Source organism: Lentzea sp. NPDC051208 (assembly GCF_040682435.1).
Classification (GTDB): Bacteria; Actinomycetota; Actinomycetes; order Mycobacteriales; family Pseudonocardiaceae; genus Lentzea; species Lentzea kristufekii.
Genome location: NZ_JBFBAW010000007.1, coordinates 40,214 through 55,247 on the forward strand (window position 1 = coordinate 40,214; position 15,034 = coordinate 55,247).

Below are 15,034 nucleotides of genomic sequence, written 5' to 3' on the forward strand. Positions count from 1 at the left end.
TGGTCCGGTCACCCTTCGTCCTACGTTCCTACTCTTCAGTAACGAGGTAGCAATGACGCGCCGAGTGACTGTTGTTTCCCTGCTCACGGCCCTGATCGCGGCCATGCTGGCACCGCCCGCCAGCGCCGCCCCGCAGTACCGGAACTACGTCTCGCTCGGAGATTCGTTCGTGTCGGGACCGTTCATCCCGCTGCAGCGGCTCGACCCGCTGAGCTGCTTCAAGTCCACCCAGAACTACCCGTCCGTCCTCGCGAAGAGGCTCGGCATCGCCAACTTCACCGACATCTCCTGCGGTGGCGCGCAGACCAAGGACATGGCGGGTGTCCAGAGCGGCGTCCCCGGTCAGCCGGTTCCGCAGTTCTCCGCCCTCAAGGCCGACACGGACCTCGTCACCGTCTCCATCGGCGGCAACGACATCGGCTTCTCCGACATCATCCTGACCTGCGCCGGCAAGAGCGTGCTCGACCCGCACGGCGCTCCCTGCAAGGCGAACTACGGCGACTCCCTCGCCCAGCGCGTCGACGCCACCGCCGCCAGGGTGGCCGCGGTGCTCGCCGGCATCAAGCAGCGCTCGCCGAAGGCCAAGATCGTCGTCGTCGGCTACCTGCGCATCCTGCCCCCGTCCGGTGGGTGCTGGCCGATCGTGCCGATCTCGAGGGGCGACGTGCCGTACCTCGACAACGTCCAGAAGCAGCTCAACGGGATGCTCGGCGCCCAGGCGAACGCCGCGGGTGCCACGTTCGTGAACCCGTACGACATCAGCACCGGTCGCGATACGTGTGCGGCACCGTGGGACAAGTGGGTCGAGGGCATCATCCCGACGAGCCTCGCGTTCCCGGTTCACCCGAATGCCAAAGGCATGGCAGCGGTGGGTGAGCAGGTGGCCGCCGCTCTCGCCGGGACGGAACTGACCGGCGTCTAGTTGCACGCACCTCCGGCGGTTTACACGATCCGGTGCTTACCGCCCAGTTGGATGGAGTCCGGGTCCTCGCCGCGCCAGAGTGTTGGCATGGCAAGGACCCGACTTTTGTTTGCCTGTCTCGCGCTCGCCGCACCGCTCGTCCCCGCGACGGCCCAGGCGGCACCCCTGACAGCGCCTCTCCTCCCCGCATCCGGCCTGGTGCTGTCGGTGCAACCGGAGATGGGCACGCTCAGCACCACGCAGCTGAACTGCGAACCCGCAGGCGGACCGCACAAGCACGCCGAACTGGCGTGCGACCAGCTCATGCCCGTCGAAGGCGACTTCCGCAAACTGGAAGAGACCGGCGCGATGTGCACGATGGAGCTGAACCCGACCAAGGCCACGTTGCGCGGCAAGTGGCGCAACAAGAGGATCGACTTCCAGGAGGTGTTCTCGAACCCGTGCGTGCTGCGGGCGAACACCGGCAAGGTCTTCGACTTCTGAGCCGCGTCACCGGTGTTCCAGCGCACCGCCGTCGCGCTGGAACACCGGTGGCGTCCTACCCCGGCAAGCCCCAGGAAGGCGCGGAAGCGCCGGCCACCGGACCTGGCTTCAGATTCGTAGTCGCGCCACAGCGCGCGGTGGTCCAGGTCCGGCACGCGCAGCTGCTTGTCCGCCGCCCGCAACGCCGCCGCGTCCCGACTGCCCAGCAGGGCCTCGAGCCGGTCGAGTGAGTCGAGGGCGGCCTGTACCGGCGCATCAGCTCACCGAGGCAGAAGTCCGCCTTGTCCCCGCGCAGCATCTGCGCGCTGATCGAGGCCGCACCCGTGAACGTGTAGCCCTGCAACGCGCCTTCGAAGCTGACCCAGTGGTTGAGCGACGTCTCGATGAGCTGCCGCTGCGCGGTATCCTCCCACGTGACCTCGTACAGCGGGTAGAACGGCACCCCGGCGCCGATCATGTACCCGTTGGCGTCCACCGGGTACGGCGTGAGGTGAGCGAGCGTGTCCTGCCACTTCGGGATCAGCGGATCGTTGACGCGCAACGACTTCGCGGCCTCCAGCAACGTCCGGCAACCCCACCGGATCAGCGCGAGGTCTTAGGTGCAGTCAGGCGCGTTCACGCCGTACTCGGGCGAGAACGTGAACGGCAGGTGCCACCTCCCGTCGGATCCCTTGGTCAGGAAGTGGAAGTAGTAGTTGACGGTCCTGCGCAACGGGAACGCCCACGCCGGAACCGGAGTTGCCGACGCCCGCGCCGTTGTTCAGCACGGTGTCGGTGGTGCGCGGGATGCCCGCGGAGTCGTGCCGGTACTCGGCCGGCACCTGGTCCACCAGGACGTCGCGGTAGCTGTCGACGGAGTGGGTGACGGCGTCGAGGTCGACAGGTCGCCATCGCGGGAACCTTTTCCGTGCCGCCGAGGCGAACTTGTAGAGCAGGATCCAGCAGAACGCCTCCAGCCGTTTGTCCGGAATGGACAGAAAGCTCCTGCGGTAGAACTCGTGCCACCACAGCCGGTGGTCGACGGCAAGGGCGTCGATCGAGCCGCACCGGACGTTCGCGATCGCCTTGCGCACAGCCGTTCTCGCCGAGTGTGACCACGCGACGCTCGTGAACAGCGTGCGCCGAGTGCCACGGGTGACCTCACGCCACGCCGTCACGTGCTCGCCACCGGCGTTCAGTGGCTGCACCGCGAGTTGCACCTCGCCTGCGCTGGTCAGCTGCACGGGCGGGTTGTCGGTGAACCCGACCGGCGCCGGGTGTGGACGAACGCCCGCACCCGCAGACTCCCGCGGCCGTGGTGATCGTGCCGGTCAGTTCGGCGTTCCACAGGTCGAGCCGCAGGTCGACGCCGGTGATCGCGCCGACGGGTTCGAGCGTGAAGTAGCCGATGGGCAGCCGGGCGAGGCCGAACAGCGCCCCGAACTCCGGCCGGTGGTCCTGCACCTGGGAGTGCTGGACGGTGAACCGGACGGCGTTGGCGCCCGGCTCGGCGTAGATGCCGGAGCCCAGGTAGCCGTTGCCGAGGAACGGGCCCTCAACGCTGGCAGCGATTCATCGGATCTTTCGCGACCTCCCAGTCTGAGTCAAGGGGCGCGCCTAGGCTTCGATCATGGGGGACTTCCTCGTCTACACGATCGGCTTCCCGATCACGTTCCTGCTGCTGGTCCTGGGCATGGCCCTGGCCGCACGGCGCATTCTCGGGCTGCGCATAGGCCTGATCCGCACCGCGCTGATGTGCGCGCTCGCGATGTCGATCGCGACGAGCATCTTCGGCGAGGCCACCGCGGAACCGTCCGCCGCGCTGATCACCGTGCAGCTCGGGCTGTCGATCCTGGTGGTCATCGGGCTGCTCGCGTTCGCCGAGATCATCGTGCCGACCGGCTCCATCCCGCCGCCCACCGAGTGGTGGGGCATGGCGCGGCGCCGGATCGCGCGGACCCGGCGGTACTCGCGGATCACCGCGATCGCGTTCCGGCACGGCCTGGGGCCCTACCTGCGCGGCCGGGAGCGGACGTCCATGGGGCTCTCGCGGTCGCTGCGGCTCGCGTTGCAGGACGCCGGCGTGACGTTCGTGAAGCTCGGACAGGTGCTGTCGACGCGTGCCGACCTGCTGCCGCAGGACTTCGTCGACGAACTGAGCCTGCTCCAGGACAAGGTGCCGGCCGCGAAGTGGGAGCAGGTCCGGGCGGTGCTCGACGCCGAGGTCGGGCTCGACGCGTTTCAGGAGGTCGATCCCGAACCACTGGCGGCGGCCTCGATCGCGCAGGTGCACCGGGCGGTGCTGAAGTCCGGCGCCGAGGTCGTCGTGAAGGTGCAGCGCCCGGACGTAAGGGCAACCGCCGAGGGCGATCTGGACATCGTCACGCGGCTCGCCGAGAAGCTGCAACGCACGCGGTGGGGCTCGGCTCTCGGCGTCCGCGACCTCGCGGCGGGGTTCGCCGCGGCACTGCGCGAGGAACTTGACTTCAAGATCGAGGCACGCAACATCACGACCGTGGCGGCGGCGTCGGACTCGTCCGTCGGACTGCCCCACGTCCACCTGTCGACGTCTCGCGTCCTGGTCATGGACCGGCTCGACGGGGTGCCGTTGCGCGGCGCCGCGGAGGACCTGGGGCTCGCGCGCACCCTGCTGCGGTTCGTGCTGCGCCAGGTGATGCTCGACGGCGTCTTCCACGCCGACCCGCACCCCGGCAACGTGCTGCTGCTCGCCGACGGACGCCTCGGCCTGCTCGACTTCGGCTCGGTCGGGCGGATCGACTCCGCGCTGCGCTCGGCGTTGCAACGGCTGCTGCTGGCGATCGACCGCAGCGATCCGGCGGGGCTCACGGACGCGTTGCTGGAGCTGACCTCACGCCCGGAGGACATCGACGAGCAACGGCTGGAGCGTGCTCTGGGTCAGTTCATGGCCCGCCACCTCGGTGCGGGCATGCGTCCGGACGTGGAGATGTTCGGCGACCTGTTCCTGATCGTCTCGCGATTCGGCCTGAGCATCCCGCCGGAGATCGCGGCGGTGTTCCGGGCCCTGGCGACGCTGGAGGGCACGCTGGCGGTGCTCGCACCGGGCTTCAACATCGTCGTGGAGTCGCGGTCGTTCGCCGCCGAGCAGATCTCCGAACGGCTCACACCGGAGTCCGTGCAGCGGACCATGGCCGAGGAACTGCAGGCCGTGCTGCCCATGCTGCGCCGGTTGCCGCGGCGGATCGACCGGATCACCGGCGCGATGGAGCAGGGCCGCCTGAGCATGTCGATGAGGCTGTTCGCGGACGAGCGCGACAGGTCGTTCATCACGGGCCTGCTGCACCAGGTGATGCTGACCGCGCTGGGCGCCACCGCCGGCGTGATGGCGGTGCTGCTGCTCGGCTCGTCCGGCGGGCCGCAGATCGCCGCGGACGTGGGACTGCACCAGGTGCTCGGCTACAACCTGCTGATCATCGCCGTGCTGCTGGGCCTGCGCGTCGTCGTCACGGTGCTCAGGCCACGCAACTAGAACTGCCTGCGGTACACGGACACGTCGTCACGCCACACGCCGAACACGTCGGGCGCGGACTGGACGACCGTCATCTCGTTGAAGTGACCGAGCACCCTCCAGGCACGCGCAACCGCTTGCGCGCCCGCGTAGGCGATCGTGCAGAAGCGGCGCGGCTCGACGACCGTCCGCACGCGGTCGACGTGGCCGACGCTCATCGGCGTGTCCTGCCGCAGGTCCAACGCGTACCCGGTGCGGATGGGATCACCGGACCCCAGCACGCCCTCGATGCTGACCACCAGCCGGTCGCCCTCGAGCCGCAGGTCGTAGTGACCACTGCGTGGCGGGGTGCCACCGGTGTACGCGGAGCGTGCCGGGTCGAGCACCCAGTGCCCGAGAAAAGGCACGAGATCGTCACTCATGTGTGTCCCTTCGCGGAACCTGCGCCACTGGCGGATTGTCCGGCGCATCGGCGTGGGCGACCATCACCCGATGAGTTATGAGACGGGCGTTCGGTGGAAGTGGATACCGGCCGTCGTGCTCGGCTTCGTGCTGCTGAGCTGGATCGTGTTCGAGGCGCTGGATCTCATCGACTTCGACGGGGTCGTGACGTGGGTGCGCGGCATCGACCCGGTGTGGGCGGCGGTGGCGATCTTCGCCCTGCTCGTCGTGGACGTGCTGCTGCCCGTGCCGTCCACGCCGCTCATCGTGCTGGCCGGAACGGCACTCGGCCTGCCCCTGGGGCTGGCACTCGCGGTCATCGGATCCCTGGGTTCCTCTGCCGCAGGGTACGCCCTGGGGCGGTTCGCGGGGCCGTGGCTGGTGCGCCGGGTGGTCACCATCGAGGAACTGACCGAGATGCGGCGCTGGGGCCGTCAGTTCGGGCCCTGGTTCTTCGGGGTGGCGCGCGGCATTCCGATGATGGCGGAGACGGTGTCGGTGTCCGCCGGGGTGTCGCGGGTGTCATTCCGCACCTTCATGTCGTTCACCCTCGTCGGCACCATCCCGATTTGCGCCGCCTACGTGTTCGCCGGATCGCACGCGGACACCGTCGAGCAGATCGTGATGATCAGCGCCGTCGGTTTCCTGTTGACGGTCGGCCTGTTCTACATGCTGCGCCGGCTCGTGAAGGCGGCGCCTTAGGAAAACCCTTTGCGCGGTGTGGTTGTATGAGTGTGCGCCCGGTGCGCAGCGAAGGGTTACTTCGGTGGTTACTCAGGTTCGACTCCTGAGGCCGGTTCCGGCCGGTCTCCGCTCACCCCGGTGAGCACGTCACCCTCCGCGATTTGATCTCGGGCGTCCAAAACTCCACACCGGTCAGAATTAAATCGCTGGTCAGGTGTGGTTGCATAGAAATCGCACCCGGTGCGAAGCCAACGGTTACTTCGTCTCAAAACGCAAACACACCGTTGGCGAGTTTGATCTCGGGAGCGCACAACTCCACACGTGTCCGGTGCGAAGCAGAGGGTTACTTCCACTGTTAATGGGCGGGTTGCGGGTTCGAGTCCCGCCAGACGGGAAACCGGCTGTAGCTCAAACGGCAGAGCAGCTACGTACCTTCCGCGACCTTGATCTCGGACACGTGTGGGGTTTGTGGGCTCCCCTTTGTTTTCTCCGAGGGGGAAGTGCCAATGGCGAAGTTCAACATCTTCCGCGCGCGTCCGGCGGCCACCAGCCCCGTCACGACGGCGCCGGTACCGACTGGCGTCACCCACGAGGGTGGCGACGGCTACGCCCGCGACACGAAGTCCGAGCTGTTCCTGCTCGCCGTGTCGAACATGGGCGGCGAGGACACCTTCTACGAGTCCGGCTCGCAGCGCGACAACCGCTTCGCCCAGCTCGTGCACAAGGCCGCCCTGGCGGATCCCGAGTGGACCGCGCGTCTGCTCCAGTGGCTGCGCAGCGAGGCGAACATGCGCACGGCGTCGCTCGTCGGCGCGGCCGAGTTCGTGCTCGCGCGCCTCGTGGCCGAGTCCGACGCCGGCGTCACCAATCGCGCCGTCGTGGCCTCCGTGCTGCAGCGCGCCGACGAGCCGGGCGAACTCCTCGCCTACTGGACGAGCCAGAACGGCCGGCGCGTGCCGAAGCCGATCAAGCGCGGCATCGCCGACGCCGTCGGGCGCCTCTACAACGAGCGCGCGGTCCTCAAGTGGGACAGCGACGCCCGCGGCTTCCGCATGGCCGACGTGCTGAACCTCGCGCACCCCTCGCCTGCCGCGCCGTGGCAGGGCGCGCTCTTCCAGCACGTGCTGGACCGCCGCCGTTCCGCCGACGCCGACGTGCCCGCCGAACTGCGCGTGATCGCGGCACGGCGGGAGCTGATGGCATGGCCGGTCGAGCAGCGCCGCGCGCTGTTCGAGCGTCCCGACGCGGTCGACGTGCTGCGCAGGGCGGGGATGACGTGGGAGTCCGTGGCCGGCTGGCTGCAGGGACCGCTGACTCGTGAAGTGTGGGAGGCGCTCGCGCCGTCCATGGGTTACATGGCCCTCTTGAGGAACCTAAGGAACTTCGACGAGGCCGGCATGACCGACGAGGCCGCGGCCGCTGTCGCCGCTCGACTGGCCGACCCCGGCCAGGTCGCGCGCTCGCGGCAGTTCCCGTTCCGCTTCCTGTCCGCCTACGAGGCGGCGCCGAGCCTGCGCTGGGGCCACGCCCTGGACCAGGCGCTGCAGGCGTCGCTGTCGAACCTGCCCGCCCTGCCCGGCCGCTCGCTGATCCTCGTCGACACCTCGGCGTCGATGACGACCGGTGCGATCTCGGCGCGTTCGAAGGTCACCCCGGCGAAGGCCGCGGCGGTCTTCGGCGTCGCCCTGGGCGCGAAAGGCGAGCAGGTCGACGTGGTCGGGTTCGCGAACGGCACGTTCCGGCACGACGTCAAGCGGGGCGCTTCGGTCATCCGCGAGGTCGACCGGTTCCTCAAGCGGATCGGCGAGGTCGGGCACGGCACCGACATCGCCGGATCGCTGAAGCGCTCCTACCGGGGCCACGACCGCGTGTTCATCATCTCGGACATGCAGACGATGTCCGGGTACCACGGGCAGGGCGTCTCGGACGTCGTGCCGGCGCACGTGCCGATCTACGGGTTCAACCTCGGTGGTTACCAGAACGCCGCGTACGCCACCGGCAAGGCGAACCGCCACGAGTTCGGCGGCCTGACGGACGCGACTTTCAAGGTGATCCCCTTGCTCGAAGCAGGTCAGAACGCCACCTGGCCGTTCTGAGGCGTGAGAGCTCTCCTGACGCGGAGAGCTCTCACACTTACTTTCCGTTAGCGCGCTGACCAGGTATGATGCCGCTATGGACTACAACGTGTTCGCGAAAGCGTGCCCGTCGCGTCCCACGCTGGAGCACATCACCGGCAGGTGGGGCAGCCTGACGCTGACCGCGCTCGCCGACGGGCAGCTGCGCTTCAACGAGCTGCGCCGCCGCGTCGACGGGGTCAGCGAGAAGATGCTGTCCCAGACGTTGCAGGCGCTGGAGCGCGACGGGCTCGTGCTCCGGGAAGCCCAGAACACGAACCCGCCCCGCGTCGACTACAGCCTCACGCCGCTGGGCCGCGACACGGCCGAGCGGTTGCTGTCGTTGATCGAGCTGCTCGAAGGCCGCATGCCCGAGGTGCTGGCCGCGCAGGCCGCGTACGACGCCCGCTGAGACGTGAAGGGCTCGAGGCTCACGGAGATCAGCACTCGATGACGTTCACGGCGAGTCCGCCGCGAGCTGTCTCCTTGTACTTCACCGACATGTCCTTGCCGGTGTCCCGCATGGTCTTGATCACCTTGTCGAGCGACACGAAGTGCGAGCCGTCGCCCCGCAAAGCCATGCGCACGGCCGTGATGGCCTTGATGGACGCGACTGCGTTGCGTTCGATGCACGGGATCTGCACGAGCCCGCCGATCGGGTCGCACGTCAGGCCGAGGTTGTGCTCCATGGCGATCTCGGCGGCGTTCTCGACCTGTTCGGGGGTGCCGCCGAGCACCTCGGCTAGGCCGCCGGCGGCCATCGAGCAGGCCGAGCCGACCTCTCCCTGGCAGCCGACCTCGGCGCCGGAGATCGACGCGTTCTCCTTGAACAGCACGCCGATCGCGCCGGCGGTGAGCAGGAACCTGACCACGCCGTCGTCGGACGCTCCCGGCACGAACCTCGTGTAGTAGTGCAGGACCGCCGGGACGATGCCGGCCGCGCCGTTGGTCGGTGCGGTGACGACACGGCCGCCTGCCGCGTTCTCCTCGTTGACCGCGAGGGCGAAGAGCGTCACCCAGTCCATGACCCGCAGCGGGTCGGTGACGAAGTGTTCGCCCTCCAGGCGTTTGCGCATCTCGGCGGCGCGGCGGCGGACCTTCAGGCCGCCGGGCAGGATGCCGTGCTCGTTGCAGCCGCGTTCGACGCACTCCTGCATGACGTGCCAGATGTGCAGAAGCCCTTGGCGGATCTCGGCTTCCGTGCGCCACGACTGCTCGTTGGCCATCATGATCTCGCTGATCGACAGGCCGGTCTCGCGGCAGCGCGCGAGGAGCTGGTCGCCGGTCAGGAACGGGTGCGGCAACGGCGTGGAGTCCGGCTTGATCCGGTCGGTGCCGGATGCGTTCTCGTCGACGACGAAACCGCCGCCGATCGAGTAGTAGACGGCGTGCTCCACCGACTTGCCGTCCGCGAACGCCTCGAAGCTCATCCCGTTGGGGTGCAACGGGAGTGACTTGCGGCGGTGCATGACGAGGTCGCGGTCGTGCGCGAAGGCGATCTCGTGCGTGCCGCCGAGCTTCAGCCGTCCGGTGGAGATGATCTCCTCGACGCGGGCGGCCGCGGCGGTGGGATCGACTTCTTCGGGGAGGTTGCCTTCGAGGCCGAGGAACACGGCCTTGGGGCTGCCGTGGCCGTGGCCGGTCGCGCCGAGCGAGCCGAACAGCTCTACGTGCACGCGGTCCACTTCGGACGCACGCGCGCCGAGCTTCTCGACGAACATCGCGGCCGCGCGCATCGGTCCGACCGTGTGGGAGCTGGACGGTCCGATGCCGACGGAGAAAAGGTCGAAAACGCTGATCGCCACTGATCAGTCCTTCGTGGTGGTGGGGCGGTCAGTCAGATTTGGTGAGTTCGGCGTACTTCGCCGCCGTGAGCAGGTTCTCGGCCGAGTCGACGCGAACCTTGAACAGCCAGCCGGCGCCGTACGGGTCGCTGTTCACGAGGGCCGGGTCGTCCACGACGGCGCTGTTGACCTCGATCACCTCACCGGTGACGGGCGAGAACAGGTCGCTCACGGACTTGGTGGACTCCAGCTCGCCGCAGACCTCGTTGGTGACGACCTTGGCACCGACCTCGGGCAGCTGGATGAAGACGATGTCGCCGAGCGCGTCGGCCGCGTACTCGGTGATTCCGCAGGTCAGCGGGTCCTGGGTGCCCGGCGTCCAGTCGACCCACTCGTGCTCGACGGTGTAGAGCAGGTTCTCGGGGAACTCCACGGCGCGACTCCTCTGGCTGTGACGGGTCAGGAAACTTGCGCCCCCTCCGCCGTGCAGAGTTGCCTACCCCGGGTGGTCTTGCTGCCTGAGAGTGTGCGGGAGCTTGCCCCTTCGGCGCCTCGACCAGTTCGTCGAGGTCTCTCCCACGCGGGTTCTGGCGCTGGCGCGCCGCGGCCGGTGTTCAGTTGTCCGGGGCGAACGCTATGTGCGCCCCCCGCCGAGTGTCAACGCGGGCCGGTCGAGCGGAACGCGAACCGGGCTCAGGTCGCTTTGTCCCAGATGAACAACCATCGGGGTACCAGATAGTGCGACCAGCACAGTGACATGACCTTGTGCCTGCCTCACATTGTGAGATGTCGGCCACCGAACGGAGGAGTCATCGTGCGGATCGCAGTTCCTCGCGAGATCAAGAACCACGAGTACCGCGTCGCTCTCACCCCTGCCGGTGCGCACGAGCTGACCAGCCGCGGGCACGACGTCTACGTCGAGCAGGGCGCCGGTCTCGGGTCCGCGATCACCGACGAGGAGTACCTCGCCGCGGGTGCCAAGGTCCTCGCGACCGCCGACGACGTCTGGGCCGAGGGCGACCTGGTCCTCAAGGTCAAGGAGCCGATCGCCGAGGAGTACCCCCGTCTCCGCGCCGGCCAGACCCTCTTCACGTACCTGCACCTCGCCGCCGACAAGCCGCTGACCGAGGCGCTGCTCGCGTCCGGCACCACGGCCATCGCCTACGAGACCGTGCAGCTGCCGAACCGCGCGCTGCCGCTGCTCGCCCCGATGTCCGAGGTCGCGGGCCGGCTGGCCCCGCAGGTCGGCGCGTTCGCGCTGATGAAGCCCTCCGGCGGCCGCGGCGTGCTGCCCGGCGGCGTCCCCGGTGTCGCCCCGGCCCGCGTGGTCGTCATCGGCGGCGGTGTGGCGGGCGTCAACGCCGCGACCATCGCCGTCGGCATGGGCGCCGACGTGCAGATCCTGGACACCAACGTCGACCGCCTGCGCCAGGTCGACGCCCAGTTCCAGGGCCGTCTGCGCACGCTCGCCTCGAACTCGTTCGCGATCGAGCAGGCCGTCCGCGAGGCCGACCTGGTCATCGGTGCCGTGCTCGTCCCCGGTGCCGCGGCTCCGAAGCTCGTCTCGAACGCGCTGGTCGCCGAGATGAAGCCGGGTTCGGTGCTCGTCGACATCGCCATCGACCAGGGCGGTTGCTTCGAGGACTCCCGCGCCACCACGCACGCCGAGCCGACCTACGAGGTCCACAACTCGGTCTTCTACTGCGTCGCGAACATGCCGGGCGCCGTCCCGCGCACCTCGACCTACGCGCTGACCAACGTGACGCTGCCGTACGCCGTCGCGCTGGCCGACAAGGGCTGGGAGAAGGCGCTCAAGGACGACCGTTCGCTCGCCCTGGGCCTGAACGTCCACGCCGGTCTGCTGACCAACGGCCCGGTGGCCGAGGCGACCGGCCTCGTGCACACGCCGCTGGACACCGTCGTCTGAAAGCCAACTGGATGATTGAGGCCCCCGCACGCGTGAATCGCTGCGGGGGTTTCGCCCATCTGGCGCCGATGCTCACGGCCGCAGCGCCTCCAGCTTCGCCTTGACGCCCTCGATCACGCAGTCCAGCCCGAACTCGAACTGGCGCTCGAGCGACCACAACTCGCTCTCGTCCAGCATCGCGACGTACCTGGGGTGCTTGTCCCGGTAGAGGTCGGCGATCTTGTCCATGTCCGGCGGCGGCGAGTCCATCCCGCCGCGGCCGATGAAGTTGACCTCGGCGATCGCGTACCCGTTGACGAAGCTGCCCACCGTGGAGATCGACTGGGCGGCGGCCACGGTCGACAGTCCGGCGCGCATCATCGGCCCGAACATGGCGTCCGCGTACGCCACGGCGTTCGGGCCGATGGTGTTGAACTCCCCGATGCCGCGAATCCACCACGGGTGCTTGAGCGCGAGCTGACGCAACTCGCGCATCATCCCGCGCACCGCGGTCTCCCAGTCGGTCTCGGTGTCGGGGAGGGTGAACTCGCCGTAGACCTCGTCGAGGCACAGCTCGATCAGCGCGTCCTTCGTCGGCACGTGCCAGTACAGCGACATCGGCGCCGCGCCCAGTTCGGCCGCGAGCTTGCGCATCGAGAGCTTCTGCAGACCGTGCGCGTCCAGCATCTCCATCGCCTTGCGGACGATCGCCTCCCGGCTCAGGCCGAGGGGCTGGCCGCTGCCGGGCCTGGGCTTGCTGAACCACACGCTCTCCACGAAGCGATCCTAAGCACGCCTGAGCAACACGCTGGCCACAACACCTCCCAGGAACACGGCGACGGCGCCGATGACCAGGCTGACGCTCATGCCGTTCGAGAACGCCTCGCGCACGACCGTGATGTCCGCACCGCTGTGCAGCGCCTCCGTCAGCGAGCGCCCTGAGACGCCCTCCGGCAGCGAGGCCACGAACCGCGCCGACAGCAGTGCGCCCAGCACCGCGATGCCGAACGACGAGCCCAGTTCCGTCAGCGTGCCCGACAGCCCGGACGCGATTCCGGCGCGTTCCGGTGGGATCGAGCCCATCAGCGCGTTGACCGCGACCGGCTGGGACACACCGACACCCACGCCGATGAGGACCAGCCCGGCCAGCGTCGGCGGGTAGGTGGTGCCGACGGACAGCAGTGCCACGCCGCCCGCGACGATCGTCATGCCGAGCAGCATCGCCCGGCCCGCGCCGAGCTTCATCACGAGCTGTCCCAACGTGTTGCTGGTGACGAGCAACGCGATCGCCATCGGCGCCACGCGCACGCCGGCCTCCAGCGGGCTGTAGCCGAGCACGCCCTGGAGGTGTTGCGTCAGCAGGAAGAGCGAGCCCGCCATGCCGAACGCCGCCAGCACGCCCGACGCCACCGCGCCGGTGAAACGGCGGTTCTTGAAGAACCCGAGATCGAGCATCGGATCGCTGGTGTGCCGTTCCCACAACGCGAATCCGGTCATCGTCACCAGGCCGATCGCCACCGGCACGCCGAACTCCGCCGAGCCGAACCCGTGCTCCGGCACCTCGATCACCGCGTACACGATCGACACCATGCCGACGATCGACAGCACCGAGCCGAGCACGTCCGGCTTGCGCACGGCCGGGTCCTTGGACTCCGGCACCAGCATCGCGACGGCCGCGATCGCGAGGATCGCCACCGGCACGTTGATCAGGAACACCGAGCCCCACCAGAAGTGCTTGATCAGCGCACCGCCGATCACCGGTCCCGCCGCGAAGCCGAGACTCGTGACGGCGGCCCAGATGCCGATGGCCTTCGGGCGTTCCTTGTCGTCGAACAGCTGCATCAGCACGGCCAGCGTGCCCGGCATCAGCACCGCGGCACCGATGCCCATGAAGCCGCGGGCCGCGATCAGCGCCTCGGACGAGGTCGCGTACGCCGCGACCGCGCTGCCCGTGCCGAACAGCACCAGACCGGCCAGCAGTGCGCGCTTGCGGCCGAACCTGTCGCTGAGCGAGCCGGTCGTGAGCAGCAGGCCCGCCAGTGCCAGCGAGTAGGCGTTGATCATCCACTGGATGTCCGCGGTGCTGGCGTCCAAGCCCGTCGAGATCGACGGGATGGCCACGTTCAGCACGGTGTTGTCCAGCACCACGACCATCACGGACAGGCACAGCACGCCGAGCACGGCCCAGCGTTGCGGATGCGGGTGCGCCACGACCTTCTCGGTCGTCGAAGTCATCGTTCCTCCCCCTTACGGTGTACGAGCAACTTACAGCGTACGAGAGCGGAGGGCGCAAGAGGATTTCGCGCAGAGCGTGCGCGGAAGGAAAGAACGAGGAAGGACCTGGGAGATTAAAGGGCGGCCGCGCTCAACCAGCCTGGGGGTCACTGGGAGCGGGGCCGCCGTGACCAAATATAGCGGGCTCTGGCACACCGCGCCCAGCACCCCCGCCGAAACGCGACCCAAAAGTTTCCCCGAGTGGACCACCGCCGGTGTCCGGCCCTTCCAGCAAACGAGTGAAATCCCGACATCGCGGTGCGGCGAGCAGGGCGTTCGGCCGATGAAGACGGAGTCGGGTGTCCCTCGAAGGGAGATTCCATGGCTGAACCACAGGGATGGATCCACTGCCACGACCCGTTCGGGCGCGACAGATCGATGACCGTTCTGGTGGAGAACGACCGAGTCCTGCTGGTCACGCCGCCGGGCGAGACCGCTGTGATGTCCGCCACTCAGACACGTCGGCTGGGATCCTTGCTCGACCAGGCCACGGCGAAGATGTGATGGACGAGACCCTGCGCGACGCGGTGCTGCAACGCCTGTCACTGCTGGACAAAGTCGCGGAGCACGGAGAAGCCGAAGCGCTGGTTCCGTTGGCCCGCGCGGAGATCCACCGCCTCGCGGACGGCTGGCGGCTGTTGCTGACGGTGCACCAGCCCGACGAGGACGGCCGGTGCAAGGCCTGTCCCGGCTGGCTGCGCCGCCGCCGATGGCCGTGCCAGATCTGGAACATGGCGCACCAACACCTGATCGGCGAGGGCCTGCCGCATCGCGAACGGCGCCGCCCGTTGCGCAACCCGTTCACTCGATCAGGTGTTATCGAACTGCCGGAGGAGACGCCGGCCGAGATGACCACCGAGCTGCCGGCCATGGCGGCCGAACCGCCGGTGGTGCACCGCGCGCCCGTCGTGTCTCGTCCCAAGCACGCCTTGCCGGACTGACGCTTCAGGCAGGATGGGC

The 15,034-nt window shown here is 68.6% G+C and carries 17 protein-coding genes and 1 riboswitch; of the genes, 9 read left to right on the top strand and 8 right to left on the bottom strand.

The genetic code is table 11. The features are described from left to right. Window positions 1–52 precede the first annotated feature (52 nt). A complete protein-coding gene (locus AB0M48_RS18020) occupies window positions 53–922 on the top strand; it encodes an SGNH/GDSL hydrolase family protein (protein WP_363842857.1) in 870 nt (289 codons plus the stop codon). 87 nt (window positions 923–1,009) lie between these two features. Further along, window positions 1,010–1,405, top strand: coding sequence for an SSI family serine proteinase inhibitor (locus AB0M48_RS18025; protein ID WP_363842860.1), 396 nt, complete (start codon window positions 1,010–1,012; stop codon window positions 1,403–1,405). A gap of 55 nt (window positions 1,406–1,460) precedes the next feature. Here AB0M48_RS18025 and AB0M48_RS18030 read toward each other — a convergent pair whose 3' ends face one another. From AB0M48_RS18030 to AB0M48_RS18040, 3 genes are read right to left on the bottom strand one after another with little or no spacing between them, the layout of a single operon-like run. After that, on the bottom strand, window positions 1,461–1,967 hold the full coding sequence (locus AB0M48_RS18030) for a hypothetical protein (protein ID WP_363842863.1): 507 nt from the start codon (window positions 1,965–1,967) through the stop codon (window positions 1,461–1,463). A gap of 43 nt (window positions 1,968–2,010) precedes the next feature. After that, window positions 2,011–2,592, bottom strand: a complete 582-nt coding sequence (locus AB0M48_RS18035; protein WP_363842866.1) for a hypothetical protein — start codon at window positions 2,590–2,592, stop codon at window positions 2,011–2,013. Beyond that, window positions 2,546–2,848 carry a hypothetical protein gene (locus tag AB0M48_RS18040; protein WP_363842869.1) on the bottom strand — a complete coding sequence of 101 codons (303 nt, stop codon included), beginning with the start codon at window positions 2,846–2,848 and terminating at the stop codon, window positions 2,546–2,548. Before AB0M48_RS18040 ends, AB0M48_RS18035 begins: the two co-directional genes overlap by 47 nt. Window positions 2,849–3,014: 166 nt before the next feature. Here AB0M48_RS18040 and AB0M48_RS18045 point away from each other — a divergent pair, with 166 nt between their 5' ends. Next, a complete protein-coding gene (locus AB0M48_RS18045; protein ID WP_363842872.1) occupies window positions 3,015–4,892 on the top strand; it encodes an AarF/UbiB family protein in 1,878 nt (625 codons plus the stop codon). Here AB0M48_RS18045 and AB0M48_RS18050 read toward each other — a convergent pair. Next, window positions 4,889–5,293: a hypothetical protein gene (locus tag AB0M48_RS18050; protein WP_363842875.1), complete on the bottom strand. Its 405-nt coding sequence runs from the start codon at window positions 5,291–5,293 to the stop codon at window positions 4,889–4,891. The genes AB0M48_RS18045 and AB0M48_RS18050 overlap by 4 nt on opposite strands. A 70-nt stretch (window positions 5,294–5,363) precedes the next feature. Between AB0M48_RS18050 and AB0M48_RS18055 the strand changes: the two genes are divergently transcribed. The 3 genes from AB0M48_RS18055 to AB0M48_RS18065 all read left to right on the top strand — a co-directional run bounded on the left by AB0M48_RS18055 (window position 5,364) and on the right by AB0M48_RS18065 (window position 8,522). Then, complete coding sequence (locus AB0M48_RS18055) at window positions 5,364–6,014, top strand: VTT domain-containing protein (protein WP_363842878.1); 651 nt, start codon at window positions 5,364–5,366, stop codon at window positions 6,012–6,014. Between the two features lie 488 nt (window positions 6,015–6,502). Further along, window positions 6,503–8,092, top strand: a complete 1,590-nt coding sequence (locus AB0M48_RS18060) for a TROVE domain-containing protein (protein WP_363842881.1) — start codon at window positions 6,503–6,505, stop codon at window positions 8,090–8,092. 76 nt (window positions 8,093–8,168) lie between these two features. Then, window positions 8,169–8,522 carry a helix-turn-helix domain-containing protein gene (locus tag AB0M48_RS18065; RefSeq protein WP_363842884.1) on the top strand — a complete coding sequence of 118 codons (354 nt, stop codon included), beginning with the start codon at window positions 8,169–8,171 and terminating at the stop codon, window positions 8,520–8,522. 28 nt (window positions 8,523–8,550) lie between these two features. Here the strand turns inward: AB0M48_RS18065 and AB0M48_RS18070 are convergent, their stop codons facing one another. Both AB0M48_RS18070 and gcvH read right to left on the bottom strand, forming a co-directional pair. Then, window positions 8,551–9,915, bottom strand: coding sequence for an L-serine ammonia-lyase (locus AB0M48_RS18070; protein WP_363842887.1), 1,365 nt, complete (start codon window positions 9,913–9,915; stop codon window positions 8,551–8,553). 28 nt (window positions 9,916–9,943) lie between these two features. Beyond that, the gene (gcvH, locus tag AB0M48_RS18075; RefSeq protein WP_363842890.1) at window positions 9,944–10,327 is read right to left on the bottom strand and encodes a glycine cleavage system protein GcvH; all 384 of its coding nucleotides are present in this window, start codon (window positions 10,325–10,327) and stop codon (window positions 9,944–9,946) included. 63 nt (window positions 10,328–10,390) lie between these two features. Next, window positions 10,391–10,483: riboswitch (glycine riboswitch) on the bottom strand. Between the two features lie 225 nt (window positions 10,484–10,708). On the opposite strand from gcvH, the gene ald reads away from it, so the two are divergent. Then, on the top strand, window positions 10,709–11,821 hold the full coding sequence (gene ald / locus AB0M48_RS18080; protein ID WP_363842893.1) for an alanine dehydrogenase: 1,113 nt from the start codon (window positions 10,709–10,711) through the stop codon (window positions 11,819–11,821). Window positions 11,822–11,893: 72 nt separating this feature from the next. On the opposite strand, the gene AB0M48_RS18085 is transcribed toward ald, so the two are convergent. Together AB0M48_RS18085 and AB0M48_RS18090 are read right to left on the bottom strand one after the other, a co-directional pair. Continuing rightward, entirely contained in the window at window positions 11,894–12,577 is a 684-nt protein-coding gene (locus AB0M48_RS18085; RefSeq protein WP_363842896.1) for a TetR/AcrR family transcriptional regulator C-terminal domain-containing protein, read from the bottom strand. A gap of 9 nt (window positions 12,578–12,586) precedes the next feature. Beyond that, the gene (locus AB0M48_RS18090) at window positions 12,587–14,035 is read right to left on the bottom strand and encodes an MFS transporter (protein ID WP_363842899.1); all 1,449 of its coding nucleotides are present in this window, start codon (window positions 14,033–14,035) and stop codon (window positions 12,587–12,589) included. Window positions 14,036–14,395: 360 nt separating this feature from the next. On the opposite strand from AB0M48_RS18090, the gene AB0M48_RS18095 reads away from it, so the two are divergent. Beyond that, on the top strand, window positions 14,396–14,578 hold the full coding sequence (locus AB0M48_RS18095) for a hypothetical protein (protein WP_045312139.1): 183 nt from the start codon (window positions 14,396–14,398) through the stop codon (window positions 14,576–14,578). After that, entirely contained in the window at window positions 14,578–15,015 is a 438-nt protein-coding gene (locus AB0M48_RS18100; RefSeq protein ID WP_363842902.1) for a hypothetical protein, read from the top strand. Before AB0M48_RS18095 ends, AB0M48_RS18100 begins: the two co-directional genes overlap by 1 nt. Window positions 15,016–15,034 lie beyond the last annotated feature (19 nt).

Excerpts from the sequence above, each read along its gene's own strand:
- AB0M48_RS18020 (WP_363842857.1), top strand. The coding sequence starts at position 53 with ATGACGCGCCGAGTGACTGTTGTTTCCCTGCTCACGGCCCTGATCGCG.
- AB0M48_RS18025 (WP_363842860.1), top strand. The coding sequence starts at position 1,010 with ATGGCAAGGACCCGACTTTTGTTTGCCTGTCTCGCGCTCGCCGCACCG.
- AB0M48_RS18045 (WP_363842872.1), top strand. The coding sequence starts at position 3,015 with ATGGGGGACTTCCTCGTCTACACGATCGGCTTCCCGATCACGTTCCTG.
- AB0M48_RS18050 (WP_363842875.1), bottom strand. The coding sequence starts at position 5,293 with ATGAGTGACGATCTCGTGCCTTTTCTCGGGCACTGGGTGCTCGACCCG.
- AB0M48_RS18055 (WP_363842878.1), top strand. The coding sequence starts at position 5,364 with ATGAGTTATGAGACGGGCGTTCGGTGGAAGTGGATACCGGCCGTCGTG.
- AB0M48_RS18060 (WP_363842881.1), top strand. The coding sequence starts at position 6,503 with ATGGCGAAGTTCAACATCTTCCGCGCGCGTCCGGCGGCCACCAGCCCC.
- AB0M48_RS18065 (WP_363842884.1), top strand. The coding sequence starts at position 8,169 with ATGGACTACAACGTGTTCGCGAAAGCGTGCCCGTCGCGTCCCACGCTG.
- AB0M48_RS18090 (WP_363842899.1), bottom strand. The coding sequence starts at position 14,035 with ATGACTTCGACGACCGAGAAGGTCGTGGCGCACCCGCATCCGCAACGC.
- AB0M48_RS18095 (WP_045312139.1), top strand. The coding sequence starts at position 14,396 with ATGGCTGAACCACAGGGATGGATCCACTGCCACGACCCGTTCGGGCGC.
- AB0M48_RS18100 (WP_363842902.1), top strand. The coding sequence starts at position 14,578 with ATGGACGAGACCCTGCGCGACGCGGTGCTGCAACGCCTGTCACTGCTG.